A 24291-nucleotide genomic window follows, 5' to 3' on the forward strand; every position below is an offset into this window, starting at 1 on the left:
CGCGGTGAGCCTTGCACACAAGACTCACGACGGGCATAGCGCCGTGGTTTCTTATTGTCTTAACGCTTCTTGCGGTTGGCGATGTGAATGGCGCCGCCATTCACTGCCAAAGCTGCTTCGTGCAAGGCTTCGGACAGGGTCGGATGGGAGAAGACCATCATGCCCAGGTCTTCGGCACTGGTGCCGAATTCCATGCCGATTGCGCCTTGTTGCACAAGCTCTGCAGCGCTCGGGCCAATCACGTGGACGCCCAATACGCGGTCAGTCTTGGCATCAGCGATAACTTTTACGAAACCGCCGGTATCGTTGGCTGCCATGGCACGGCCACTGGCTGCGAACGGGAAAGTGCCGACGTTAACTTCAACGCCTTCAGCTTTCAAGGTCTGCTCGGTTTTCCCGACCCACGCGATTTCCGGGTGAGTATAAATAACCGAAGGGATCAGGTCATAGTTGATCTGGGCTTTGTGGCCCTTGATCCGCTCAACGACCATGATGCCTTCCTCGGAAGCCTTGTGGGCCAGCATCATGCCGCGAACCACGTCGCCGATCGCAAAAACGCCCGGAACGCTGGTGGCGCAATAATCGTCAACGAACACGAAACCGCGCTCATCGATGTTCACGCCGCTGTCGGAAGCCAACAGATCAGTGGTCACTGGACGGCGACCAACGGCTACGATCAGCTTGTCGAAAGTAATGGTCTGTTCGCCGTTGGCATCGGTGTAAGTCACTACGACTTCTTCGCCGTTGACTTTGGAACCGGTTACGCGAGCGCCGAGCTTGATGTCCAGACCTTGTTTGGTCAGGGTTTTCAAGGCTTCCTTGGAAACGGCGGCGTCGGCAGCCATCAGGAACGTATCCAGTGCTTCCAGGACAGTCACCTGAGCGCCCAGACGGGACCATACCGAACCCAGTTCCAGACCGATCACGCCAGCGCCGATGACGCCCAGACGCTTAGGTACGCTCTGGAATTCCAGAGCGCCCGTCGAATCAACGATCACATTCTGGTCAACCGGAGCCGGTGGAATATCGATCGGACGCGAGCCGGAAGCGAGAATCACGTTGTCGGCTTCGATGACTTCGACAGTGCCATCAGGCTTGGTCAGTTCGACTTTCTTGCCGGCCAGCAGTTTGCCGTGGCCTTGCAGGGAAGTCACACCGTTAGCCTTGAACAGGGTGGCAACCCCGGAGGTCAGGCCTTTGACGATATTGGCCTTGCGGCCGACCATGGCGGCTACGTCCATGGTCACGCCAGCGTGGTTGATACCGTGGATCGCGAAGCCATCTTGCGCTTCGTGGAATTTCCAGGAGCTGTCGAGCAGCGCCTTGGAAGGGATGCAACCGACGTTCAGGCACGTACCGCCAAGGGCCAGTTTGCCTTCCTTGTCGGTATATTTCTCGATGCAGGCAGTCTTGAGGCCAAGTTGCGCGGCTTTAATAGCAGCTACATAGCCGCCAGGGCCCGCGCCAATCACTACCAGGTCGAATTTCTGGGTCATGTAAAAAGATCCTCTTTTAGCGGCAAGCTTCAAGCCACAAGCTGCAAGCCGAAGCGAAACCGTACAAGGCTTGTCGCTTGCAGCTTGTAGCTTGCAGCTGCTTAATCAGATATCCAGCAGCAGACGAGCCGGATCTTCCAGCAGGTTTTTGATGGTAACCAGGAACGTCACAGCTTCTTTGCCATCGATCAAACGGTGATCGTAGGACAGAGCCAGGTACATCATCGGACGGATGACAACCTGACCGTTGATCGCCATAGGACGCTGCAGGATGTTGTGCATGCCCAGGATAGCCGCTTGCGGCGGGTTGACGATCGGAGTCGACATCATCGAACCGAAAGTACCACCGTTGGTGATAGTGAAGGTACCACCGGTCATTTCGTCCATGGACAGCTTGCCGTCACGGGCTTTCTTGCCAAAGGTGGCGATGCCGCCTTCGATTTCAGCCAGGCTCATCAGTTCGGCGTTACGCAGGACCGGTACAACCAGACCGCGATCGCTGGACACCGCAACACCGACATCGGCGTAACCGTGGTAAACGATGTCGGCACCGTCGATCGAGGCGTTGACAGCCGGGTAGCGCTTAAGCGCTTCGGTGGCAGCCTTCACGAAGAACGACATGAAGCCCAGGCGCACGCCGTTGTGGGACTTCTCGAACAGGTCCTTGTACTTCGAACGCAGGGCCATGACTTCGGTCATGTCGACTTCGTTGAACGTGGTCAGCATCGCCATGTTCGATTGAGCTTCAACCAGACGCTCGGCAACCTTGGCCCGCAGGCGGGTCATCGGCACGCGTTTTTCTACACGGTCGCCAGCAGCGAACACTGGAGCAGAGGCAGCAGGAGCTGCAGCCTTGGCAGGCGCGGCAGCCGGAGCGGCTTTCTTGGCAGCAACGGCTGCGACTACGTCTTCCTTGGTCACACGACCGCCTTTGCCAGTACCAGCAACGGAAGCGATGTTGATGGCGTTTTCTTCAGCCAGCTTGCGAGCAGCCGGTGCAGCAACCGGATCGTCTTCGCCAGCAGCGGCTGGAGCAGCAGCCTGGGCAGCGGCGGCAGGAGCAGCGGCAGCCGGAGCGGCAGCAGCACCGCCCGCCTGGATGGAGCCCAGAACTTCGTCGGACAGAACGGTTTCGCCTTCGCCCTTGACGATAGCGCCCAGCACGCCGTCAGCGGTGGCCAGAACTTCCAGTACGACTTTGTCGGTTTCAATGTCGACGATCAGTTCGTCACGCTTGACGGCGTCGCCCGGTTGTTTGTGCCAGGTGGCAACGGTGCCATCGGCAACCGATTCCGGGAAAGTGGGGGCTTTGATCTCGATAGCCATTATCTGTGGGTCCTTAAATTCGGTTTCAGGTGCGCGAAGGCGTTAAACAGTGAAAGCATCTTGCAGCAGTTTTTCCTGCTGCTCGGCGTGCATCGAAGCGTAACCGCAAGCAGGTGCGGCGGACGCCTCACGACCAGCGTATTCCAGGAACAGGCCTTTCTTGTGGTTGGTCAGGCTGCGACGCATGTGATGCTGGCTGCTGTACCAGGCGCCCTGGTTCATCGGCTCTTCCTGGCACCAGACCACGTGTTCGAGGTTGGTGTAAGGGGCGAGCGTCTCCATCAGGTCGTCCTCAGGGAACGGATACAGCTGCTCGATACGCACGATAGCGATGTCGTCACGACCTTCGGCACGGCGTTTTTCCAGCAGGTCGTAGTAGACCTTGCCGCTACACAGAACAATGCGCTCGACCTTTTTCGGGTCCTGAACATCGATTTCCGGGATTACGGTCTGGAACGAACCTTCGGCCAGATCTTCCAGGGTCGAGATGGCCATTTTGTGACGCAACAGCGACTTCGGAGTCAGGACTACCAGGGGCTTGCGCAGCGGACGAATCACCTGACGGCGCAGCAAGTGGTAGATCTGAGCCGGCGTAGTCGGCACGCAGACCTGAATGTTGTGCTCGGCGCACAGCTGCAGGTAACGTTCCAGACGAGCCGAGGAGTGCTCCGGCCCCTGCCCTTCATAACCATGTGGCAGCAACATGGTCAGACCGCAGAGACGGCCCCACTTGTGCTCGCCGCTGGTGATGAACTGGTCAACGACCACCTGGGCACCGTTGGCGAAGTCGCCGAACTGCGCTTCCCAGATAACCAGGGCGTTTGGCTCGGTGGTCGAGTAACCGTACTCGAACGCCAGAACCGCTTCTTCGGACAGCAGCGAGTCGTACAGGTCGAAACGAGGCTGACCTTTGTACAGGTGCTGCAATGGAATGTAGGTGCTGCCATCTTTCTGGTTGTGCAACGCCGCATGACGGTGCGAGAAAGTGCCGCGGCCTATGTCCTGGCCAGTGAGACGAATCGGGTGACCTTCGAACGCCAGGGTCGCGTACGCCATGGTTTCGGCGTAACCCCAGTTGATCGGCAGGCCGCCGGCTTGCATCTTCTGACGGTCTTCGTAGATTTTCGAAACCTGACGCTGAACCACGAAGCCTTCCGGAATTTCCAGCAGCTTGGCGGACAGTTCCTGCAAGGTTTTCAGATCGAAGCGAGTGTCATGACGCGCGGTCCAGGCGTGGCCCAGATACGGACGCCAGTCCACGAACAACTCTTTGTTCGGCTCTTTGACCAGGCTTTTTACAACATGCAGACCGTTGTCCAGCGCGTTGCGATATTCGTCGATCTTGGCCTGAACACGCGCGGCATCGGACACACCGGACTGGATCAGGCGCTCGGCGTACAACTCACGGGTAGTGCGCTGCTTGCCGATCTGCTGATACATCAACGGCTGAGTACCGCTAGGTTCATCGGCCTCGTTGTGGCCGCGACGGCGGTAGCACACCAGGTCGATCACGATGTCGCGCTTGTACTGCATGCGGTAATCGATGGCGAGCTGGGTCACGAACAATACGGCTTCCGGATCATCACCATTCACATGGAGGATCGGCGCCTGGATCATTTTCGCAACGTCGGTGCAGTACTCGGTGGAACGCGAGTCTTCCGGATTGCTGATGGTGAAACCAACCTGGTTGTTGATCACCAGATGGATCGTGCCGCCAGTCTTGAAGCCGCGAGTCTGCGACATCTGGAAGGTTTCCATGACCACGCCCTGACCTGCGAAAGCAGCGTCGCCGTGGATGGAAATCGGCAGAACCTTTTCACCGGTAGGGTCGTTACGACGATCCTGACGGGCACGTACCGAACCCTCGACCACTGGTGAAACGATTTCCAGGTGGGAAGGGTTGAAGGCCATGGCCAGGTGAACTTCACCGCCGGCAGTCATGACGTTGGAGGAGAAGCCCTGGTGGTATTTGACGTCACCGGAACCCAGCTCGACCTTTTTCTTGCCTTCGAATTCGTCGAACAGATCGCGCGGGTTCTTGCCGAAGGTGTTGACCAATACGTTCAGACGACCACGGTGGGCCATGCCGATAACGATTTCCTTGGTGCCGTAGGAGCCCGAACGCTGAATCAGTTCATCCAGCAACGGGATCAGGCTTTCACCGCCTTCCAGACCGAAACGCTTGGTGCCCGGGTATTTGGTACCCAGGTATTTTTCCAGGCCTTCGGCGGCAGTCACACGCTCGAGCAGGTGGCTCTTGATGTCCGCGGAGTAGCTCGGACGGCCACGCACGCTTTCCAGACGCTGCTGGAACCACTGGCGCTGCTCGGAATCGACGATATGGGTAAATTCAGAACCGATGGTGCGGCAATATGTCTGCTGCAACGCTTCGTGAATTTCGCGTAGGCTCGCTTCCTCTTTGCCGATGTATAGGTCGCCGGCACGGAAGGTCGTATCAAGATCGGCATTGGTCAAGCCGTAATGATTGATCGACAGGTCTGCAGGTGCAGGACGCTGCCACAGCCCCAGCGGGTCAAGCTGGGCTGCCTGGTGGCCACGCATACGGTAGGCCTGGATCAGTCGCAGCACTTCAACTTGCTTCTTCTCGTGCTCACTGCTCACGCTGCCGGCGGAAACCGGTTGGGCGCGGCGCTGGTTCTTTGCCAGCAAGACGAAATGATCGCGAATTGTCGAGTGCGAAACATCGATGGCAGAGCTGCCGTCAGTCGGAAGCTTCTGAAAGTAGGTGCGCCACTCTTCTGGCACAGCGTTAGGGTCGTGCAGGTAGAGCTCATAGAGCTCTTCCACATAGGCAGCATTACTACCGGATAGGTAGGCGCTGTTCCACATGCGCTGCATCACGCTTTCTTGCATGCTTGGTCACCCTCGGTTAGGGGAACACCACCGGCGTCGACACCGAGCAAACTTGCAGAAGTCCGAATGCAGCGACCAAAACAAGCCACTTAGGATCACGCTGATAGTCCGGGTACCAGCCCGGATGCCCCTGCTTGTCTCATTTCTTCAAAATAAGAGCCGCAGCTTCTTGAGCTGCTGCTCAGGTTAAAACTACGGCGCCGGTTGAAGCCTGCGCCGCAGCGTCTACGGGTACAGCGGTGCTACGGGTACAGCTGCTGAATCACACGCCGCTTTGCAGCAGCATGTTACGGATGTGACCGATGGCCTTGGTCGGGTTCAGGCCTTTCGGACAAACGTTGACGCAGTTCATGATCCCGCGGCAGCGGAATACGCTGAACGGGTCATCCAGCGAAGCCAGACGCTCGGAAGTCTGGGTGTCACGGCTGTCTGCCAGGAAGCGATAAGCTTGCAGCAGCGCAGCTGGACCCAGGAACTTGTCCGGGTTCCACCAGAAGGACGGGCAAGAGGTCGAGCAGCAAGCGCACAGGATGCACTCGTACAGACCATCAATCTTTTCACGCTCTTCAGGGGACTGCAGACGCTCGATGGCCGGAGCCGGCGTGTCGTTCTGCAGGTATGGCTTAACTTTTTCGTACTGCTTGTAGAAGATGCTCATATCGACGACCAGGTCACGGATAACCGGCAAACCTGGCAGAGGTCGAACGATCAGCTTGTTACCTTTTACGACAGCCGACAGCGGCGTGACGCACGCCAGAGCGTTTTTGCCGTTGATGTTCATGCCGTCGGAGCCGCAGACACCTTCACGGCAAGAGCGACGATAGGAGAAACCTTCGTCCTGCTCTTTGATCAGGGCCAGCACATCCAGCACCATCAGGTCTTTACCACCGGTATCGACCGAAAATTCCTGCATGAACGGCGTAGCGTCCCGATCAGGGTTGTAGCGATAAACACTGACTTTCAACATGGCGGCCACCCTTAATAAGTCCGAATCATTGGTTCAAAGGTCGGGACTGTTTTTGGCGAGAAGTTCACTGCACGCTTGGCAACGCGTTTCTCACCAGGGAAGTACAGGGTGTGGCACAACCAGTTGACGTCATCGCGATCTTCGAAGTCTTCACGGGCGTGAGCGCCGCGGGACTCTTTACGGATCTCTGCGGCAATGGCGGTTGCTTCAGCCACTTCCAGCAGGTTTTGCAGTTCCAGGGCTTCGATACGAGCGGTGTTGAACGCCTGGCTCTTGTCGTTGATCTTGACGTTGGCGATACGGCCACGCAGATCCGCCAGCTGAGCAATACCCTTCTGCATGTATTCGCCAGTACGGAATACACCGAAGTAGTTCTGCATGCAGCTTTGCAGCTCTTTACGCAGGGTCGCTACGTCTTCGCCTTCGGTACGCGAGTTCAGGCCATCGAGACGTGCCAGGGCAGCGTCGATGTCGGACTGGCGAGCGCGAGTGTAATCAACGCCTTCCTTCAGGGTCTGTTCCAGGAACAGGCCGGCGGCACGACCGAACACTACCAGGTCGAGCAGCGAGTTACCGCCCAGACGGTTGGCACCGTGAACCGATACGCAAGCCACTTCACCTACAGCGAACAGACCAGGGATGATCTGATCAACACCGTCGGCGTCCTGAGTGATCGCCTGGCCATGAATGTTGGTGGGAACGCCACCCATCATATAGTGGCAGGTAGGAACCACTGGAACCGGCGCGGTCACTGGATCGACGTGCGCGAAGGTCTTGGACAGCTCGCAGATGCCTGGCAGACGGCTGTGCAGCACTTCTTCACCGAGGTGATCGAGTTTCAGCAGAACGTGGTCGCCATCCGGACCACAGCCGTTACCGGCAATGATCTCTTTAACCATGGAGCGGGCTACCACGTCACGACCGGCAAGGTCTTTGGCGTTCGGAGCATAACGCTCCATGAAACGCTCGCCGTGCTTGTTGATCAGGTAACCGCCTTCACCGCGGCAGCCTTCGGTAACCAATACACCGGCGCCGGCGATGCCGGTCGGGTGGAACTGCCACATTTCGATGTCTTGTACCGGCACGCCAGCACGCAGAGCCATGCCGACGCCATCACCGGTGTTGATCAGGGCATTGGTGGTGGACGAGTAGATACGGCCTGCACCGCCGGTCGCCAATACAGTAGCGTTGGCGCGGATGTACGAGGTTTCACCGGTTTCGATGCAGATCACGATCATGCCGACAAAGGCACCATCTTCGTTCTTCACCAGATCGACGCCGTAGTACTCATTGAGGAATACGGTGCCAGCCTTGAGGTTGGCCTGATACAGAGTGTGCAACAGCGCGTGACCGGTACGGTCGGCTGCAGCGCAGGTACGGGCGGCCTGGCCACCTTTACCGAAGTCCTTGGACTGACCGCCGAACGGACGCTGGTAGATGCGGCCCTGTTCGGTACGGGAGAACGGCAGACCCATGTGTTCCAGCTCGAAGACCGCTTCCGGGCCTACGGAGCACATGTATTCGATAGCGTCCTGGTCACCGATATAGTCGGAACCCTTGACGGTATCGTACATGTGCCAGCGCCAGTCATCGTTTGGATCGGCGGAGGCGATCGCGCAAGTGATGCCACCCTGGGCCGAAACGGTGTGGGAACGGGTCGGGAACACCTTGGTGACCACGGCAGTCTTGTGACCGCCCTGGGCGAGTTGCAGCGCAGCGCGCATGCCAGCACCGCCGCCGCCAATGATGATGGCGTCGAATGCGAGTGTATTAACTGTGTTAGCCATGAATCAGATACCCCAAAGAATCTGCACACCCCAGACGAAGTAAGCGAACATCGCAACGCCGCATACTGCCTGGAAGAGGAATCGTACTGCCGTCGCGGACTTGCCCAGCGCCATCGGCGTCAGGTAGTCGGTCGCGATGGTCCACATGCCGACCCAGGCGTGAGCGCCAAGGGCAACCAGGGCCAGCAGGCTGAAGATACGCATCCAGTTGCTTGCGAACAGTTCGTGCCATTGGGTGTAGCCAATGCCAGGGTTCGCAACGAGGTATCCGATCAGGAAGATGAAATAAGCCGCGAGAACGACCGCAGACACACGTTGTGCCATCCAGTCATAGAGGCCGGAACGCGACAGATTCGTAACGCTGGTTACCATATCCAAACTCCCGCCAGAACGATCATCACCACGGAAATGGCGATAACGATTTTCGAGCCCAGCGTGCCGCCTTCCAGCGTCTCGCCGATGCCCATGTCCATCAACAAATGGCGTACACCGGCCACCAGGTGATACAGCAAGGCGGATAGCAGGCCCCATGCCACGAACTTGGCCAGCGGACTGGTCAAGCATTCTTTCACCTCGACGAAACCTTCCTCCGAACCCAGGGATTTGCCCAATGCATAAAGCATGATGCCAAGGCCCAGGAAGAGGATGATGCCGGAAACACGGTGAAGAAATGACGTAACGCCGGTGATGGGGAGTTTGATGGTCCTTAGGTCTAGGTTTACAGGTCGTTGGCTATTCACGGCTTTTTTCACACTGAAGAGCCCCTAACAATCAGGGCAAAGTTGTTGGGGAGTGCACTGGTCAGGTAACCACCACCCAGGGAGTGCGACCCCCATCAAAACGGGCCCAAAAGCCCCTGGCGGTCGGAGGCCGAGTATAGACAGTTAGGTCGCTAATGACAACGCAATCGCCTCCCCCTAATAGCTGATTGCGTTAGATGAATAAAAGGCGTAAATGGCAGGGAATTTCGAGGAAAAACTCTGGTTAAAGCCTTCTGGGGCAAGACTTTAGGCAAATTGACATTCAAATTTATCTCACTATAGTGGTGCGGGCCCTGCGTGGGGGGTCTGTCTGATGATTTCAAGCATAAATAGGAGGCCACATGGCTGACAAAAAAGCGCAGTTGATCATCGAGGGCGCAGCCCCCGTCGAGCTGCCCATTTTAACCGGCACCGTTGGTCCCGATGTTATCGACGTTCGGGGCCTGACGGCCACGGGCCGTTTCACCTTTGACCCTGGTTTCATGTCGACCGCCTCGTGCGAGTCGAAGATCACCTATATCGATGGCGACAACGGCATCCTGCTGCACCGCGGTTACCCGATCGAACAGCTGGCCGAGAAGTCGGACTACCTGGAAACCTGCTACCTGCTGCTCAACGGCGAACTGCCGACGGCAGAGCAAAAGGCCCATTTCGTCAGCACCGTGAAAAACCACACCATGGTCCACGAGCAGCTGAAGAGCTTCTTCAACGGCTTTCGTCGCGACGCCCACCCGATGGCCATCATGTGCGGCGTAGTGGGTGCCCTCTCGGCCTTCTACCACGACTCCCTGGACATCAAAAACCCGCAGCATCGCGAAATCTCCGCGATCCGCCTGGTTGCCAAGATGCCGACCCTGGCCGCAATGGTTTACAAGTACTCCATGGGCCAGCCCATGATGTACCCGCGCAACGACCTGACGTACGCGGAAAACTTCCTGCACATGATGTTTAACACCCCGTGCGAGATCAAACCGATCAGCCCGGTACTCGCCAAGGCCATGGACAAGATCTTCATCCTCCATGCCGACCACGAGCAGAACGCATCGACCTCCACCGTACGCCTGGCGGGCTCTTCGGGTGCCAACCCGTTTGCCTGTATCGCGGCCGGCATCGCTGCACTCTGGGGCCCGGCTCACGGCGGCGCCAACGAAGCGGTGTTGAGCATGCTCGACGAAATCGGCGATTTGTCGAACATCGACAAGTACATCGCCAAGGCCAAGGACAAGAACGATCCGTTCAAGTTGATGGGCTTCGGTCACCGGGTTTACAAAAACCGCGATCCACGCGCCACCGTGATGAAGCAGACCTGCGACGAAGTACTCAAAGAGCTGGGCATCAAAAACGATCCGCAACTCGACCTGGCCATGCGCCTGGAAGAAATCGCGCTGACCGACCCGTACTTCATTGAGCGCTCGCTGTACCCGAACGTCGACTTCTACTCGGGGATCATCCTCAAGGCGATCGGCATTCCAACCAGCATGTTCACCGTAATCTTCGCCCTGGCGCGGACCGTCGGCTGGATCTCCCACTGGAAAGAAATGCTCTCCAGCCCATACAAAATCGGCCGCCCGCGCCAGTTGTACACCGGCTACGAGTCGCGTGACATTCCCGACCTGGAAGATCGCAAGTAAGCAGCGCTACACCGATCCAAAAAAAAGGGCCTCTATATATAGAGGCCTTTTTTTTGGATCGGTGTAGCTGCAAGCTGCAAGCTGCAAGCCTTCAGTTTGCAGCAGATCGAGTAGGAGGCGGGATTACCCCCGCCGTCCTCTCACACCACCGTACGTACGGCTCCGTATACCGCGGTTCCTGCCTACTGACAAACAGTATCGGCGAGCTTGGTTGCATTGATGTACCTAAGCGCCTGGACCGGCCCTTGGAGCTTCCAGCTCCCACCTCCTGATGGTCTGCCGGAGTAATTCGCGCGAGCATCCTGCTTATGCCTGTCGGATCTATGTCGTAGCGTCCCGTGCAAGTATTGGGATTTAACGATTTGCACCGTCTTACGCGCAACGCGCCATGCCTGGCGCACACAAAAAAATACCCCTGCCTCTCGACAGGGGTATTTCGTTTCAGCCTAACTCAGCTTCTAGCCTTTGACTTGCAGCTTGTAACTTGCAGTTTGTGGCTGCTCTTAGTGCGACACCGCCCCACTCGCGCCCAGACCAGTCTGCGAGCGAACGAATTGCGGGTAGAACAGCGCCCGTTCCTTGTCTGCCGCGGCCGACTTGTCAGTGATGGAGAAGAACCAGATCCCGAAAAAGGCAATAGCCATCGAGAACAGCGCCGGGTACTCATACGGGAAGATCGCCTTCTCGTGATGCAGGATCTGCACCCAAATGGTTGGCCCAAGCACCATCAAACCAACTGCGCTTATCAGACCCAACCAGCCGCCGATCATCGCGCCGCGGGTGGTCAGCTTTTTCCAGTACATGGAAAGCAGCAGCACCGGGAAGTTACAGCTCGCCGCGATGGAGAACGCCAGGCCCACCATGAACGCGATGTTCTGGCTTTCGAACGCAATGCCCAGACCGATCGCCAGCACGCCCAGAGCGACGGTGGTGATTTTCGAGACACGGATCTCGTCCTTGTCGTTGGCCTTGCCCTTCTTGATCACGCTGGCGTAAAGGTCATGAGACACCGCCGTAGCACCGGCCAGAGTCAAACCAGCCACAACAGCCAGAATGGTCGCGAACGCTACTGCCGAGATGAAGCCCAGGAAGATACTGCCACCCACCGCGTTAGCCAGGTGCACCGCCGCCATGTTGTTGCCGCCCAACAGCGCGCCAGCCGCATCTTTGAAGGCCGGGTTGGTGCTGACCAGCAGGATCGCGCCAAAGCCGATGATGAAGGTCAGGATGTAGAAGTAGCCGATGAAGCCAGTGGCATACAGCACGCTTTTACGAGCTTCTTTAGCGTCACTTACGGTGAAGAAGCGCATCAGAATGTGCGGCAGACCGGCAGTACCGAACATCAGCGCCAGGCCGAGGGAGAATGCCGAGACCGGATCCTTCACCAGGCCGCCGGGGCTCATGATTGCTTCACCTTTAGGGTGAACCTTGGTCGCTTCGGCAAACAGCGCATTGAAGTCGAAGTTAACGTACTTCATCACCATGACAGCCATGAAGGTAGCGCCCGAGAGCAGCAGCACAGCCTTGATGATTTGCACCCAGGTGGTTGCCAGCATGCCGCCGAACAGCACGTACATGCACATCAGGATACCGACCAGGATTACCGCAATATGGTAGTCCAGACCGAACAGCAGCTGGATCAGCTTGCCGGCACCAACCATTTGCGCGATCAGGTAGAACGCCACTACCACCAGCGAACCGCTGGCCGACAGGGTGCGAATCTGGGTTTGCCCGAGACGGTAGGACGCTACGTCGGCAAAGGTGTATTTACCCAGGTTACGCAGGCGCTCGGCGATCAGGAACAGAATGATCGGCCAGCCCACCAGGAAGCCGATCGAGTAGATCAGGCCGTCATAACCGGAGGTGTACACCAAGGCGGAAATACCCAGGAAGGACGCCGCCGACATGTAGTCACCGGCAATTGCCAGACCGTTCTGGAAACCGGTGATCTTGCCGCCCGCCGCATAGTAGTCGGCCGCCGAATTGTTACGCTTGGAAGCCCAGTACGTGATGCACAGGGTCAAGCCGACAAAGGCGACGAACATCAGGATCGCCGAAACGTTGAGTGGTTGTTTTTGCACCTCGCCGGTCAGGGCTTCCGCCGCCCAGACTGCCGGGGCGAAGGCCGCTATACCGAGTGCCGCAATTAGACGCCGGATCATTGCTGAGCCTCCTTGAGAATCGCATTGTTCAGGTCGTCGAATTCGCCATTGGCGCGTCGAACGTAGATCGCAGTCAGGACAAAGGCTGAAAGAATCAGCCCGACACCAATGGGTATACCCCAGGTAATCGATGACTCAGGGCTGATTTTCGCCCCCAGTATATGTGGTCCATAAGCAATCAAAAGGATAAAGCCAGCGTAAAGCCCAAGCATGATCGCCGAGAGAATCCAGGCGAAACGCTCTCTTTTACTGACCAGCTCCTTGAAACGCGGGCTGTTTTGAATCGAGAGGTAAATGCTGTCGTTCATTGTTTTTGTCCTCGCAGCACAGATTGAATTGCAACGTATTCCACTCTATGCGGCTACAGATTCGGTTCCAGACGACCTTAGTATTAGAACGACATGACTGCTGTGACGCATTGTCGCCCCCAACAACGCAAAAGACCGCCTGGCGCGAACGCCAGGCGGTCTTGATAATAGCGGTTTAGACGTTTCGAGAGATTATTTGGCGGTCCACTCGGCAACCCGTTCCGGATGCTTGGCGACCCAGTCCTTGGCAGCCACTTCAGGCTTGGCACCGTCCTGAATTGCCAACATAACTTCGCCAATTTCGTCTTTCGATGCCCACTGGAAGTTCTTCAGGAACTTCGCCACATCCGGCGCTTTGGCTTCCAAGCCTTTGCTACCGATGTTGTTGACGGTTTCAGCCGCGCCATAAACGCCTTTCGGATCGTCCAGGAAGCGCAGTTTCCATTTGGCGAACATCCAGTGCGGCACCCAACCGGTGACGGCAATGGATTCCTGTTTTTTATCGGCACGGGTCAGCTCGGCAATCATGCCGGCGCCGGAACTGGCCTTGAGGGTGTAGTTGTCCAGGCCATAATCCTTGATCGCCTGTTCGGTTTTGAGCATCACGCCTGAACCTGCGTCGATGCCGACGATACGACCCTTGAAGCTGTCGTCGGTTTTAAGATCGGCAATAGACTTGGCTTTGACGTACTCCGGCACGATCAAACCGATTTTCGCATCCTTGAAGTTCGGACCGTAATCGACGACCTGATCCTTGTTTTTGCTCCAGTATTCGCCGTGGGTCACGGGCAGCCAGGCAGACAGCATGGCATCGAGTTTGCCAGTGGCTACACCCTGCCACATGATCCCCGTTGCGACCGCTTGCAGCTTCACGTCATGACCCAGCTTCTGTTTGATCACTTCAGCCGCCACATGGGTGGTCGCGACGCTGTCGGACCAACCGTCCACGTAACCGATGGTCAGGGTTTTGCTCTCGGCATTGGCGAATGTGGAGCCAATCGCAAGCACCAGAGCGGCACCTGCACCTAAAAGGCGTCGTATCTTCATCGTTACTTCCCCGAAAGTGCTGCGCTCGACGGATGCCGAATCGCGCTAACGTATTTTTATAGTGCACAGCGCCCCCATCACGCCTCACCGCAAACTCGTCCGAACATCAGTGGAGTACTGACGCACCGATCATCAACCTGCCGTGCTCGGCGACCTGCTCTGGCAGCGACCTCAAGGCAACGAGAAACGACATCAGAACGCCATTAACGACGGCAAGTAGAAATACGACAACGGATCCCGCCCGAACTTTGCATGTCAAAACCATGCAGCCGCCCAAGCGGGCGTCAAATGCAGGTAAGATGCGCGGCTTTGCCCCCATACGGCCAGACCATGCCCGCGACTGCACGCTTCGCTTTTTTACCTTACCTGTTCGCCTGTCTGCTTGGCCTGTTTGCCCTTTGCGGTTTCTGGTACGGCCTCGGCCAACCGGTGCTGCTGCCGGATGCGGCCAGCGCCACCCACAAGCTGCAATGCGCCTCCTACACCCCGTTCGATAAAGACCAATCGCCATTCGACCAGCCGTTCAAGCTGCGCCCCGAGCGCATGGACGCCGACCTTGCGCTGCTGGCAACCCGCTTCGAATGCATCCGCACCTATTCCATGACCGGCCTTGAAGCCCTCCCCGCCCTGGCGCGCAAGCACGGCCTGAAATTGATGATCGGTGCCTGGATCAACAGCAACCCGGTGGACACCGCCAAGGAAGTCGACTTGCTGATCGCTTCTGCCAATGCCAACGCCGATGTCGTGACCTCGGTGATCGTCGGTAACGAAGTCCTGTTGCGCAAGGAAATCACCGGGCCCCAGCTGGCCAAGCTGATTGTCCGGGTGAAAAGCCACGTCAAACAGCCAGTGACCTACGCCGATGTCTGGGAATTCTGGCTCAAGCATCCGGAAATCGCTCCAACCGTGGACTTCCTGACCATCCATTTGCTGCCGTATTGGGAAGATGATCCCTCCAATATCGACGCCGCCCTCAACCACGTCGCTGAAGTCCGCAAGGTGTTCGGTAATCGCTTCGCCCCCAAAGACGTGATGATTGGCGAAACCGGCTGGCCAAGCGAAGGCCGCCAGCGCGAAACCGCCCTGCCAAGTCGGGTCAACGAGGCCAAGTTCATTCGCGGCTTTGTCGCCCTGGCTGAACACAATGGCTGGCACTACAACCTGATTGAAGCCTTCGACCAACCGTGGAAGCGCGCCAGTGAAGGTGCGGTCGGCGGTTACTGGGGGCTGTTCGACGCCGACCGTCACGACAAGGGCGTACTGGCAGGGCCGGTATCGAACCTGCCCTTCTGGCCACTATGGCTGGGTATCGGTGGCTTGATCTTCCTCGGCACACTGATCCTTGGTGGTCGCGTGGGCGGCACTCGGGCTGCGCTGATCCTGCCGCTGCTCGGTGCAGTGGCGGCCTGCTCCATTGGCACCTGGGGTGAACTGGCGCGGGTCATCAGCCGTTTTGCCGGCGAATGGATCTGGGCGGGATTACTGGTGGGCTTGAATCTGTTGGTACTGGCACACGCTGCGCTGGCTCTGAGCAGCAAAACCGCCTGGCGTGAGCGTGCCTTCAACTGGCTGGAACAGCGCGCCGGCTGGCTGCTGGCGGCCGCTGGCTTCGCTGGCGCGGTGATGATGCTCGCCTTGGTATTCGATCCGCGCTACCGCAGTTTCCCGAGCGCCGCCTTGTTGCTGCCGGCACTGGTCTACCTGTGCCGCCCGGTCAGGGCGCCGCGCGCAGAGATCGCCCTGCTGGCCTTTATCATCGGCGCCGCCATCGCCCCGCAGCTGTATCGCGAAGGCCTGGAAAACCAGCAGGCTTGGGGCTGGGCATTGGTGAGCGGGTTGATGGTTGCCGCACTGTGGCGCAGCTTGCGGGTTCGCAAGGCCTGACCCAGAGCGCCTGTCGGCGCTATCGCGAGCAGGCTCACTCCCACACTGGAACTGCGTCGTACACATGATTTGTGTCTGGACACGGTCTAGTGTGGGAGAGCCTGCTCGCGATTCGATCGATCAGGCGCCGCGACTCGCCCTGACCAACCGCAACCCACCCATCACCACCGCAAACACCGCCATGCTGGTGTTGTACAAGGCCAGCGCCGGAAACCCGAACAGCAGTGCCAGCACCGCCATCCACCAGCCCCCACGCCCCGGCAGTACAAACCCGAGCACCGCTGCCGCCAAGGCCGCCCAGCCCAGGATCTGGAAATGAATCATCAGCCCCAGGTTCGAGCGCACCTGGCATTCCCAGCGACTTGCCTCGTCGACACAAATGCCGACCCACTGCCCATCCTCCATAAAGCCGTAACGCAGGCCATAGCTGGCGGCCAGCCATAACGGCAAAACAATAAGTAACAGGATCACGGGCAGGCGGCGGGACATGAAGCACTCCGGTAAACGAAAATGGCGCCCAGCTTAATCGCCCGACAGGGGTAAGCAAGCGAGATAACCAGATAACTGTTCACGAAATCACCGGAAAGTGTATCGTCCGGCTACTATTACCCCGATTTACGCCCCTGAACTGACACTTTGTCCGAAAAATGGCACTTCAGTACCATTGTGGTGGTCATAGCCTGCTAACTCTACCCGGCACCTTCCTCTAAGGGATTCAGTCATGCTCCGACCCTTGCGCTTCGCTGCCTTTTTTGGCGGCCTTATTCTGAGTGCGTCCGCACTGGCAGTGGATATCGACGCTGCGAGTTATGGCTATCCGCTGACCAATCCGTTCGAGGCAACGATTGCCACCACGCCACCGGAACTGCGACCAGAGCTGCCGGCAGATGAGGATATCGACCAGGCGGATTACAGCCTGAGATTGCGCCCGGAGCGTGAATTCACTTTGCCCGACAACTTCTGGGCGGTGAAAAAGCTCACCTACCGCATGGCCAAACAGGACCATGCGGCACCGCTGATTTTCCTGATTGCCGGCACGGGTGCGCCCTATCACAGCAGCATCAACGAATACCTGAAAAAGCTTTACTACAAAGCCGGCTATCACGTGGTGCAGCTGTCGTCGCCCACCAGCTTCGACTTCATGACTGCTGCTTCGCGCTTTGCCACACCCGGCGTGACCAAGGAAGACGCCGAAGACCTGTACCGGGTCATGCAGGCTGTGCGTGCGCAACACCCGAAACTGCCGATCTCGGAGTTCTACCTCACCGGTTACAGCCTGGGCGCCCTGGACGCGGCGTTTGTCAGCAAACTGGATGAAACCCGGCGCAGCTTCAACTTCAAGAAAGTCTTGCTGCTCAACCCACCGGTCAACCTCTACACCTCGATCACCAACCTCGACAAGCTGGTCCAGACCGAGGTCAAGGGCATCAACAACAGCACTACGTTTTATGAGTTGGTGCTGAACAAGCTGACCCGTTACTTCCAGCAAAAAGGTTATATCGATCTCAATGACGCGCTGGTCTACGACTTTCAACAGTCCAAACAGCATCTGAGCAACGAACAGATGGCCATGCTGATCGGTACCTCGTTCCGTTTCTCGGCAGCCGACATTGCCTTCACCTCGGACCTGATCAACCGCCGCGGCCTGATCACCCCGCCCAAGTACCCGATCACCGAGGGTACCAGCCTTACGCCGTTCCTCAAGCGCGCCCTGCAATGCGACTTCGATTGTTACCTCACCGAGCAGGTGATCCCGATGTGGCGCGCCCGCACCGATGGCGGCAGCGTGCTGCAACTGATCGACCAGGTCAGCCTCTACGCGCTCAAGGACTACCTGCACGACAGCCCGAAAATCGCCGTGATGCACAACGCCGACGACGTGATCCTTGGCCCGGGCGACCTCGGCTTTCTGCGTAAAACCTTCGGCGATCGTCTGACCGTCTACCCTCTCGGCGGCCATTGCGGCAACCTCAACTATCGCGTCAACAGCGACGCTATGCTGGAGTTCTTCCGTGGTTAAACCTCTCCTGCTTATCGCTGCGCTGCTCTGCGCAGGCTATGTCAATGCCGACAACAGCAAGGCCAACACACCCAGCGTGGTCGAACAGGACGGCTTCACCCTGCCGCTGACCAGACTCAAGTTCAACCCCGGCCTGGACCAGCGCGAATTCGAACGCTCGACGTTGAACGCGCTGAATGTCTATGACCCGCTGGAGTCGTGGAACCGCCGGGTCTACCACTTCAACTATCGCTTCGATCAATGGGTGTTCCTGCCAGTGGTCAACGGCTACCAATACATCACCCCGAGCTTCCTGCGCACCGGCGTGAGTAACTTCTTCAACAACCTTGGCGACGTGCCCAACCTGCTCAACAGCCTGTTTCAGCTCAAGGGCAAGCGCTCGATGGCAACCACCGGTCGGTTGTTGCTCAACACCACCGTCGGCATCGCCGGCCTGTGGGACCCGGCCAGCAAAATGGGTTTGCCGCGCCAGAACGAAGACTTCGGCCAGACCCTGGGCTTCTATGGCGTACCGGGGGGTGCCTACGTCATCCTGCCGATCCTCGGCCCATCGAACCTGCGCGATACCGGCGGTCTGGTGTTCGACTTCGCGGCGGAAGCGCAGATCAACTTCCTCAACGTCGCCGAAGTCAGCGGCAACCATCCGGAACTCCTGCTACTGCGTGGCATCGACAAGCGCTACCAGACCAGCTTCCGTTACGGTCAGTTGAATACACCGTTCGAGTACGAAAAGGTCCGTTACGTCTACACCGAGGCGCGTAAGTTGCAGATTGCCGAATAACGCGAAACGCGGGTAACGAAAAAGGCCATTCGATCAGATCGAATGGCCTTTTTGTTTGGCGCCTTGTAGAACGCCGTTTCAGGCCTTCGCCATCCGCCAGACCTTGCTGACTGCCATCACCCCCACCAAAACCACCGCGCCCGCGATAATCCCGGCCACTGCATTGAGCAGGGTCGGTACGATCAGCGAAAAGCCACCAGTGCTCTGACTCACACTTTCGATCCAGTGATGAGCCGCCGGCACGCCATGGGTGAGAATCCCGCCGCCGACCATGAACATCGCCGCGGTGCCGATCACCGAGAGACCTTTCATCATGTACGGCGCCGCGCGCAAAATGACGCCGCCGATGCTTTTTGCCATCTGCCCTGGTTTTTGGGTCAGCCATAACCCGAGGTCGTCGAGCTTGACGATACCGGCCACCAGGCCATAGACACCGACGGTCATGACGATGGCAATGCCCGACAGCACGATGACCTGCTGCATCAGCGGCGCATCGGCCACGGTGCCGAGGGTAATGGCGATGATTTCCGCCGACAGTATGAAGTCAGTCCGCACCGCGCCCTTGATCTTGTCTTTCTCGAAGGCCACCAGATCGACTGCGGGATTGGCCACCGCTTCGATCAACTCTGCGTGCTCAGCCTGGTCTTCGGCCTTGCTATGGAGGAACTTGTGCGCGAGTTTCTCGAAACCTTCGAAACACAGGTAGGCGCCCCCGATCATTAACAGTGGGGTCACCAGCCATGGCGCGAAGGCACTGATGGCCAACGCGGCAGGAACCAGGATCAACTTGTTGAGAAACGAGCCTTTGGCAACCGCCCAGACCACCGGTATTTCACGTTCGGCACGCACGCCCGAGACCTGCTGGGCATTGAGCGCCAGATCGTCGCCGAGCACCCCGGCGGTCTTCTTCGCAGCCATCTTGGTCATCAAGGAGACGTCGTCGAGCACCGCGGCAATATCATCGATCAACAGCAGCAAACTGCTTCCGGCCATGGATCAGGCTTCCTTTGCTAATAAATTTTGCCGAGCATAACGCGACCCAAGGCACCGTGGGGCATTCTTGAGCCTCGCGCAAAGCCGGTGCTACCATGCGCAACCGCCAGAACAGGCAAGGAATCACCTGGTTTATGAGCACCATCCGCGAGCGCAACAAAGAACTGATCCTGCGTGCAGCCAGCGAGGAGTTCGCCGACAAGGGCTTCGCCGCGACCAAAACCAGCGACATCGCGGCCAAGGCGGGGTTGCCCAAGCCCAACGTCTACTACTACTTCAAGTCCAAGGAAAATCTCTACCGCGAGGTGCTGGAAAGCATCATCGAACCGATTCTTCAGGCCTCGACCCCGTTCAATGCCGAGGGCGTGCCCAGCGAAGTGCTGAGTGGCTATATTCGCTCAAAAATCCGCATTTCTCGCGACCTGCCGTTTGCGTCCAAGGTATTCGCCAGCGAAATCATGCATGGCGCACCGCACCTGAGCCCCGACCAGGTCGAACAACTCAACGCCCAGGCCAGACACAACATCGACTGCATCCAGACCTGGATCGACCGCGGCCTGATCGCCCCGCTCAACCCCAATCACCTGATGTTCAGCATCTGGGCCGCCACCCAGACCTATGCCGATTTCGACTGGCAGATCTCGGTCGTCACCGGCAAGGCCAAGCTCGATGAGGCAGATTATGAAGCGGCGGCGCAGACCATTATCCGGTTGGTGCTCAAGGGGTGTGAGCTGGACTGATAAGTTGGGTCGCTCCTGAAAGATCGCAGCCTGCGGCAGCTCCTACAGAGGAACGCGTTTGGCGTAGGAGCTGGCGAAGCCTGCGATCTTTTGATCTTGATTAAGCCGTCACCCCCGCATCCGCCCGCAACCCCTGCGCCTCGATGGCGCTGATCGCGCATTGTTCGTCGATGTCGGAGGTGTCGCCGCTGATGCCGATGGCGCCGATCACCACGCCTTCCTGATCGCGAATCAACACCCCGCCCGGCGCCGGCACCACGCTGCCCTGGCCCAGGCTGTTGAGCGCGGCGATAAACGCCGGCCGCTGTTGCGCGTCCAGTGCCAATAGTCGCGATCCCTTGCCCAGGGCAATCGCGCCCCAGGCTTTGCCGATGGCGATCTGCGGCCGCAGCAGACTCGCGCCGTCTTCCCGCTGCAAGCTCAGCAAATGCCCGCCGGCATCGAGTACCGCGATAGTCAGCGGGGCCGCGGCGATTTTGCGCCCTGCGTCTATGGCTCGACCGGTCAGGCTGACTGCGACTTTCAAGGTTAAAGCGCTCATGGGTGCCGTCCTTACTTTGTTATGGAAAAAGCCTGTGGACCTCGGCAGGGCGAAATCCGATACAACAAATAGAACACAATGAGTTATTTTTTTGTATACAATAATTATCGAAAAGCTGCTCATGCGACGAAAAGCCACAGCACTTCCGGCTTCTGACGAAATGAAACAGCCGCTTGAGAAAATGGATTGACCTGCGCCGTCCGCCGTGAATACACTCTGCGCAAAGCCACTTGTATACAATTACAAAACGTAAGAGGCACAAAACCATGAGCAAAATGAGAGCAATCGAAGCCGCCGTTCTGGTGATGCGCCGTGAAGGGGTTGATACCGCCTTTGGCATCCCGGGTGCAGCCATCAACCCGTTGTACTCCGCCCTGCAAAAGGTCGGCGGCATTGATCACGTCCTCGCTCGCCACGTTGAAGGCGCCTCGCACATGGCCGAGGGTTACACCCGCACTAAAGCCGGCAATATCGGCGTATGCATCGGTACGTCCGGGCCTGCCGGTACCGACATGGTCACCGGGCTCTACAGCGCCTCGGCCGACTCGATCCCGATCCTCTGCATCACTGGCCAGGCACCCCGGGCCCGTATGCACAAGGAAGACTTCCAGGCAGTCGACATCACCAGCATCGTCAAGCCAGTGACCAAGTGGGCGACCACCGTTCTGGAACCGGGCCAGGTGCCTTACGCTTTCCAGAAAGCCTTTTTCGAAATGCGCTCCGGCCGCCCCGGCCCGGTGCTGATCGACCTGCCGTTCGACGTGCAGATGGCCGAAATCGAATTCGACATCGACGCTTACGAGCCACTGCCGCTGGCCAAGCCAACCGCTAACCGCGTGCAAATCGAGAAGGCCCTGGCCATGCTCGACCAGGCTGAACGGCCACTGCTGGTGGCCGGTGGCGGCATCATCAATGCCGATGCCAGCGAGCTGTTGGTGGAATTCGCCGAACTGACCGGGATTCCGGTGATCCCGACCCTGATGGGCTGGGGCACCATCCCTGATGATCATCCGCTGATGGTCGGTATGGTCGGTCTGCAAACCTCGCACCGCTATGGCAACGCGACCATGCTCAAGTCCGACGTGGTACTGGGTGTCGGTAACCGCTGGGCCAACCGTCACACGGGTTCCGTGGACGTTTACACCGAAGGCCGTCGGTTCATTCACGTCGACATCGAACCGACCCAGATCGGTCGTGTATTCACCCCGGACCTGGGCATCGTTTCCGATGCAGGAAGCGCACTGAAGGTATTCATCGAAGTCGCTCGCGAATGGAAAGCCGCCGGCAAATTGAAGGACCGCAGCGCCTGGCTGCAAGATTGCCAGCAGCGAAAAGCCAGCCTGCACCGCAAGACCCACTTCGACAACGTGCCGGTCAAGCCGCAACGGGTCTACGAAGAGATGAACCAGGTGTTCGGCAAAGACACTTGCTACGTCAGCACCATCGGTCTGTCGCAGATTGCCGGCGCGCAGTTCTTGCACGTCTACAAGCCGCGCCACTGGATCAACTGCGGTCAGGCCGGCCCTCTGGGCTGGACCATTCCGGCAGCGCTGGGCGTGGTCAAGGCAGATCCGAGCCGCAAGGTCGTGGCCCTGTCCGGCGACTATGACTTCCAGTTCATGATCGAAGAGCTGGCGGTGGGTGCGCAGTTCAAACTGCCGTACATCCACGTGGTGGTGAACAACTCCTACCTGGGGTTGATCCGTCAGGCGCAGCGCGGTTTCGAGATGGACTACTGCGTGCAGTTGTCCTTCGATAACCTCAACGCTCCAGAGCTCAACGGTTATGGCGTCGACCACGTCGCAGTGGCCGAAGGCCTGGGTTGCAAGGCCCTGCGCGTGTTCGAACCGGCACAGATCCAGCCGACGCTGCGCAAGGCTCAGGAGATGATGGAAGAATTCAAGGTTCCGGTGATAGTCGAGATTATTCTGGAGCGTGTGACCAACATTTCCATGGGCACCGAGATCAACGCCGTCAACGAATTCGAGGACCTGGCTCTGGTCGGCAGCGATGCGCCGACCGCGATTTCGTTGCTCGATTGACCTAATGTGAAAGATCGCTCCCACGTCGAGGCGAACCGTGATCAAACACAAAGCGTGGGAACGATCCAACAAAACACTAACAGGAGACCACCATGCCGCGTTTTGCCGCCAACCTGTCCATGCTGTTTACCGAACAGGATTTTCTTGCCCGCTTCGAAGCCGCCGCCAAGGCCGGCTTCAGTGGTGTCGAATACCTGTTCCCCTACGACTTCAACTCCGCCGAGATCAAGGCCCAGCTCGATGCCCACGGCCTGACCCAAGTGCTGTTCAACCTGCCGGCCGGTGACTGGGCCAAGGGCGAGCGCGGTATCGCCTGCCTGCCGGATCGGGTCGAAGAGTTCCGCGCAGGGGTCGATCTGGCGATCGCTTATGCGAAAGTACTGGGCAATACCCAGGTCAACTGCCTGGCCGGCATCCGCCCCCACGGCGTCGACGATGCCACCGTGGAAAAGACCTTTGTCGCCAACCTCAAGTACGCGGCCGACAAGCTGCAAGCGGTGGGCATCAAGCTGGTGATGGAAGCGATCAACACCCGCGACATCCCCGGTTTCTATCTGAACAACACAGCGCAAGCCCTGTCGATTCGCGAGCAGGTGGGCAGCAGCAACCTGTTCCTGCAATACGACATCTACCACATGCAAATCATGGAGGGCGACCTGGCCCGGACCATGGCCGACCATCTGGACCAGATCAATCACATCCAGCTCGCCGACAACCCGGGGCGCAACGAGCCGGGCACTGGCGAGATCAACTATCGCTTCCTGTTCGAGCATCTGGACCGCATCGGTTACCAGGGCTGGGTCGGCTGTGAATACAAGCCGCTGACCACCACAGAAACGGGTCTGGGTTGGTTGAAGACCCATAACGCAATCTGATCGAAAACACACTCATCACTGTAGGAGCTGCCGCAGGCTGCGATCTTTTGACTTTA

At 58.3% G+C, this 24291-nt stretch carries 20 protein-coding genes; 7 read left to right on the forward strand and 13 right to left on the reverse strand.

From position 1 onward, the window contains the following. Positions 1-59 precede the first annotated feature (59 nt). The 7 genes from lpdA to sdhC form a co-directional block, all read right to left on the reverse strand. Complete coding sequence (gene lpdA, locus ACA064_RS22525; protein ID WP_497670101.1) at positions 60-1496, reverse strand: dihydrolipoyl dehydrogenase; 1437 nt, start codon at positions 1494-1496, stop codon at positions 60-62. A gap of 105 nt (positions 1497-1601) precedes the next feature. Beyond that, the gene (gene odhB / locus ACA064_RS22530; RefSeq protein WP_497670102.1) at positions 1602-2822 is read right to left on the reverse strand and encodes a 2-oxoglutarate dehydrogenase complex dihydrolipoyllysine-residue succinyltransferase; all 1221 of its coding nucleotides are present in this window, start codon (positions 2820-2822) and stop codon (positions 1602-1604) included. A gap of 42 nt (positions 2823-2864) precedes the next feature. Continuing rightward, entirely contained in the window at positions 2865-5696 is a 2832-nt protein-coding gene (locus tag ACA064_RS22535; protein ID WP_497670103.1) for a 2-oxoglutarate dehydrogenase E1 component, read from the reverse strand. A gap of 262 nt (positions 5697-5958) precedes the next feature. Further along, a complete protein-coding gene (locus ACA064_RS22540) occupies positions 5959-6663 on the reverse strand; it encodes a succinate dehydrogenase iron-sulfur subunit (protein WP_497670104.1) in 705 nt (234 codons plus the stop codon). 11 nt (positions 6664-6674) lie between these two features. Next, a complete protein-coding gene (gene sdhA / locus ACA064_RS22545) occupies positions 6675-8450 on the reverse strand; it encodes a succinate dehydrogenase flavoprotein subunit (protein WP_497670105.1) in 1776 nt (591 codons plus the stop codon). A gap of 3 nt (positions 8451-8453) precedes the next feature. Then, positions 8454-8822 carry a succinate dehydrogenase, hydrophobic membrane anchor protein gene (gene sdhD, locus ACA064_RS22550; RefSeq protein WP_052967227.1) on the reverse strand — a complete coding sequence of 123 codons (369 nt, stop codon included), beginning with the start codon at positions 8820-8822 and terminating at the stop codon, positions 8454-8456. Further along, a complete protein-coding gene (gene sdhC, locus ACA064_RS22555; RefSeq protein ID WP_497670106.1) occupies positions 8816-9202 on the reverse strand; it encodes a succinate dehydrogenase, cytochrome b556 subunit in 387 nt (128 codons plus the stop codon). Before sdhC ends, sdhD begins: the two co-directional genes overlap by 7 nt. Positions 9203-9552: 350 nt before the next feature. Between sdhC and gltA the strand changes: the two genes are divergently transcribed. Continuing rightward, positions 9553-10842 carry a citrate synthase gene (gene gltA / locus ACA064_RS22560; protein WP_497670107.1) on the forward strand — a complete coding sequence of 430 codons (1290 nt, stop codon included), beginning with the start codon at positions 9553-9555 and terminating at the stop codon, positions 10840-10842. A 503-nt stretch (positions 10843-11345) separates the two neighbouring features. Here gltA and ACA064_RS22565 read toward each other — a convergent pair. The 3 genes from ACA064_RS22565 to ACA064_RS22575 all read right to left on the reverse strand — a co-directional run bounded on the left by ACA064_RS22565 (position 11346) and on the right by ACA064_RS22575 (position 14359). Beyond that, on the reverse strand, positions 11346-13004 hold the full coding sequence (locus ACA064_RS22565) for a cation acetate symporter (protein WP_497670108.1): 1659 nt from the start codon (positions 13002-13004) through the stop codon (positions 11346-11348). Beyond that, positions 13001-13312 carry a DUF485 domain-containing protein gene (locus ACA064_RS22570; protein ID WP_150804270.1) on the reverse strand — a complete coding sequence of 104 codons (312 nt, stop codon included), beginning with the start codon at positions 13310-13312 and terminating at the stop codon, positions 13001-13003. Before ACA064_RS22570 ends, ACA064_RS22565 begins: the two co-directional genes overlap by 4 nt. A 192-nt stretch (positions 13313-13504) precedes the next feature. Continuing rightward, on the reverse strand, positions 13505-14359 hold the full coding sequence (locus ACA064_RS22575; RefSeq protein ID WP_497670109.1) for a glycine betaine ABC transporter substrate-binding protein: 855 nt from the start codon (positions 14357-14359) through the stop codon (positions 13505-13507). A 288-nt stretch (positions 14360-14647) separates the two neighbouring features. Between ACA064_RS22575 and ACA064_RS22580 the strand changes: the two genes are divergently transcribed. After that, entirely contained in the window at positions 14648-16243 is a 1596-nt protein-coding gene (locus tag ACA064_RS22580; protein ID WP_497670110.1) for a glycoside hydrolase family 17 protein, read from the forward strand. Between the two features lie 120 nt (positions 16244-16363). Here ACA064_RS22580 and ACA064_RS22585 read toward each other — a convergent pair whose 3' ends face one another. Continuing rightward, positions 16364-16732 (reverse strand): hypothetical protein, encoded by a 369-nt coding sequence (locus tag ACA064_RS22585; RefSeq protein ID WP_497670111.1) that lies wholly within the window; start codon positions 16730-16732, stop codon positions 16364-16366. A gap of 232 nt (positions 16733-16964) precedes the next feature. On the opposite strand from ACA064_RS22585, the gene ACA064_RS22590 reads away from it, so the two are divergent. Then, positions 16965-18263, forward strand: a complete 1299-nt coding sequence (locus ACA064_RS22590; protein WP_497670112.1) for a serine/threonine protein kinase — start codon at positions 16965-16967, stop codon at positions 18261-18263. After that, positions 18256-19044, forward strand: a complete 789-nt coding sequence (locus ACA064_RS22595; RefSeq protein ID WP_497670113.1) for an MlaA family lipoprotein — start codon at positions 18256-18258, stop codon at positions 19042-19044. The genes ACA064_RS22590 and ACA064_RS22595 overlap by 8 nt, the downstream gene beginning before the upstream one ends. Positions 19045-19122: 78 nt before the next feature. On the opposite strand, the gene ACA064_RS22600 is transcribed toward ACA064_RS22595, so the two are convergent. Further along, entirely contained in the window at positions 19123-20037 is a 915-nt protein-coding gene (locus ACA064_RS22600; RefSeq protein WP_497670114.1) for a DUF808 domain-containing protein, read from the reverse strand. 134 nt (positions 20038-20171) lie between these two features. On the opposite strand from ACA064_RS22600, the gene ACA064_RS22605 reads away from it, so the two are divergent. After that, complete coding sequence (locus tag ACA064_RS22605; RefSeq protein ID WP_497670115.1) at positions 20172-20777, forward strand: TetR/AcrR family transcriptional regulator; 606 nt, start codon at positions 20172-20174, stop codon at positions 20775-20777. Between the two features lie 100 nt (positions 20778-20877). On the opposite strand, the gene ACA064_RS22610 is transcribed toward ACA064_RS22605, so the two are convergent. After that, the gene (locus ACA064_RS22610; protein WP_497670116.1) at positions 20878-21318 is read right to left on the reverse strand and encodes a GlcG/HbpS family heme-binding protein; all 441 of its coding nucleotides are present in this window, start codon (positions 21316-21318) and stop codon (positions 20878-20880) included. Positions 21319-21584: 266 nt separating this feature from the next. On the opposite strand from ACA064_RS22610, the gene gcl reads away from it, so the two are divergent. Together gcl and hyi are read left to right on the forward strand one after the other, a co-directional pair. Beyond that, positions 21585-23360, forward strand: coding sequence for a glyoxylate carboligase (gene gcl, locus ACA064_RS22615; protein WP_497670117.1), 1776 nt, complete (start codon positions 21585-21587; stop codon positions 23358-23360). Positions 23361-23452: 92 nt separating this feature from the next. Continuing rightward, positions 23453-24235 (forward strand): hydroxypyruvate isomerase, encoded by a 783-nt coding sequence (hyi, locus tag ACA064_RS22620; RefSeq protein WP_497670118.1) that lies wholly within the window; start codon positions 23453-23455, stop codon positions 24233-24235. Positions 24236-24291: the final 56 nt, after the last annotated feature.

The sequence above is a fragment of the Pseudomonas sp. LBUM1658 genome (assembly GCF_059716055.1).

What these genes read in the sequence shown, in the direction of transcription:
- ACA064_RS22570 (WP_150804270.1), bottom strand. Translation starts at nt 13,312, where the DNA reads ATGAACGACAGCATTTACCTCTCGATTCAAAACAGCCCGCGTTTCAAG.
- gcl (WP_497670117.1), top strand. Translation starts at nt 21,585, where the DNA reads ATGAGCAAAATGAGAGCAATCGAAGCCGCCGTTCTGGTGATGCGCCGT.
- ACA064_RS22580 (WP_497670110.1), top strand. Translation starts at nt 14,648, where the DNA reads ATGCAGGTAAGATGCGCGGCTTTGCCCCCATACGGCCAGACCATGCCC.
- ACA064_RS22540 (WP_497670104.1), bottom strand. Translation starts at nt 6,663, where the DNA reads ATGTTGAAAGTCAGTGTTTATCGCTACAACCCTGATCGGGACGCTACG.
- odhB (WP_497670102.1), bottom strand. Translation starts at nt 2,822, where the DNA reads ATGGCTATCGAGATCAAAGCCCCCACTTTCCCGGAATCGGTTGCCGAT.
- hyi (WP_497670118.1), top strand. Translation starts at nt 23,453, where the DNA reads ATGCCGCGTTTTGCCGCCAACCTGTCCATGCTGTTTACCGAACAGGAT.
- ACA064_RS22535 (WP_497670103.1), bottom strand. Translation starts at nt 5,696, where the DNA reads ATGCAAGAAAGCGTGATGCAGCGCATGTGGAACAGCGCCTACCTATCC.
- ACA064_RS22585 (WP_497670111.1), bottom strand. Translation starts at nt 16,732, where the DNA reads ATGTCCCGCCGCCTGCCCGTGATCCTGTTACTTATTGTTTTGCCGTTA.
- sdhD (WP_052967227.1), bottom strand. Translation starts at nt 8,822, where the DNA reads ATGGTAACCAGCGTTACGAATCTGTCGCGTTCCGGCCTCTATGACTGG.
- sdhA (WP_497670105.1), bottom strand. Translation starts at nt 8,450, where the DNA reads ATGGCTAACACAGTTAATACACTCGCATTCGACGCCATCATCATTGGC.
- ACA064_RS22610 (WP_497670116.1), bottom strand. Translation starts at nt 21,318, where the DNA reads ATGAGCGCTTTAACCTTGAAAGTCGCAGTCAGCCTGACCGGTCGAGCC.
- ACA064_RS22565 (WP_497670108.1), bottom strand. Translation starts at nt 13,004, where the DNA reads ATGATCCGGCGTCTAATTGCGGCACTCGGTATAGCGGCCTTCGCCCCG.
- ACA064_RS22590 (WP_497670112.1), top strand. Translation starts at nt 16,965, where the DNA reads ATGCTCCGACCCTTGCGCTTCGCTGCCTTTTTTGGCGGCCTTATTCTG.
- lpdA (WP_497670101.1), bottom strand. Translation starts at nt 1,496, where the DNA reads ATGACCCAGAAATTCGACCTGGTAGTGATTGGCGCGGGCCCTGGCGGC.
- ACA064_RS22600 (WP_497670114.1), bottom strand. Translation starts at nt 20,037, where the DNA reads ATGGCCGGAAGCAGTTTGCTGCTGTTGATCGATGATATTGCCGCGGTG.
- ACA064_RS22605 (WP_497670115.1), top strand. Translation starts at nt 20,172, where the DNA reads ATGAGCACCATCCGCGAGCGCAACAAAGAACTGATCCTGCGTGCAGCC.
- gltA (WP_497670107.1), top strand. Translation starts at nt 9,553, where the DNA reads ATGGCTGACAAAAAAGCGCAGTTGATCATCGAGGGCGCAGCCCCCGTC.
- ACA064_RS22575 (WP_497670109.1), bottom strand. Translation starts at nt 14,359, where the DNA reads ATGAAGATACGACGCCTTTTAGGTGCAGGTGCCGCTCTGGTGCTTGCG.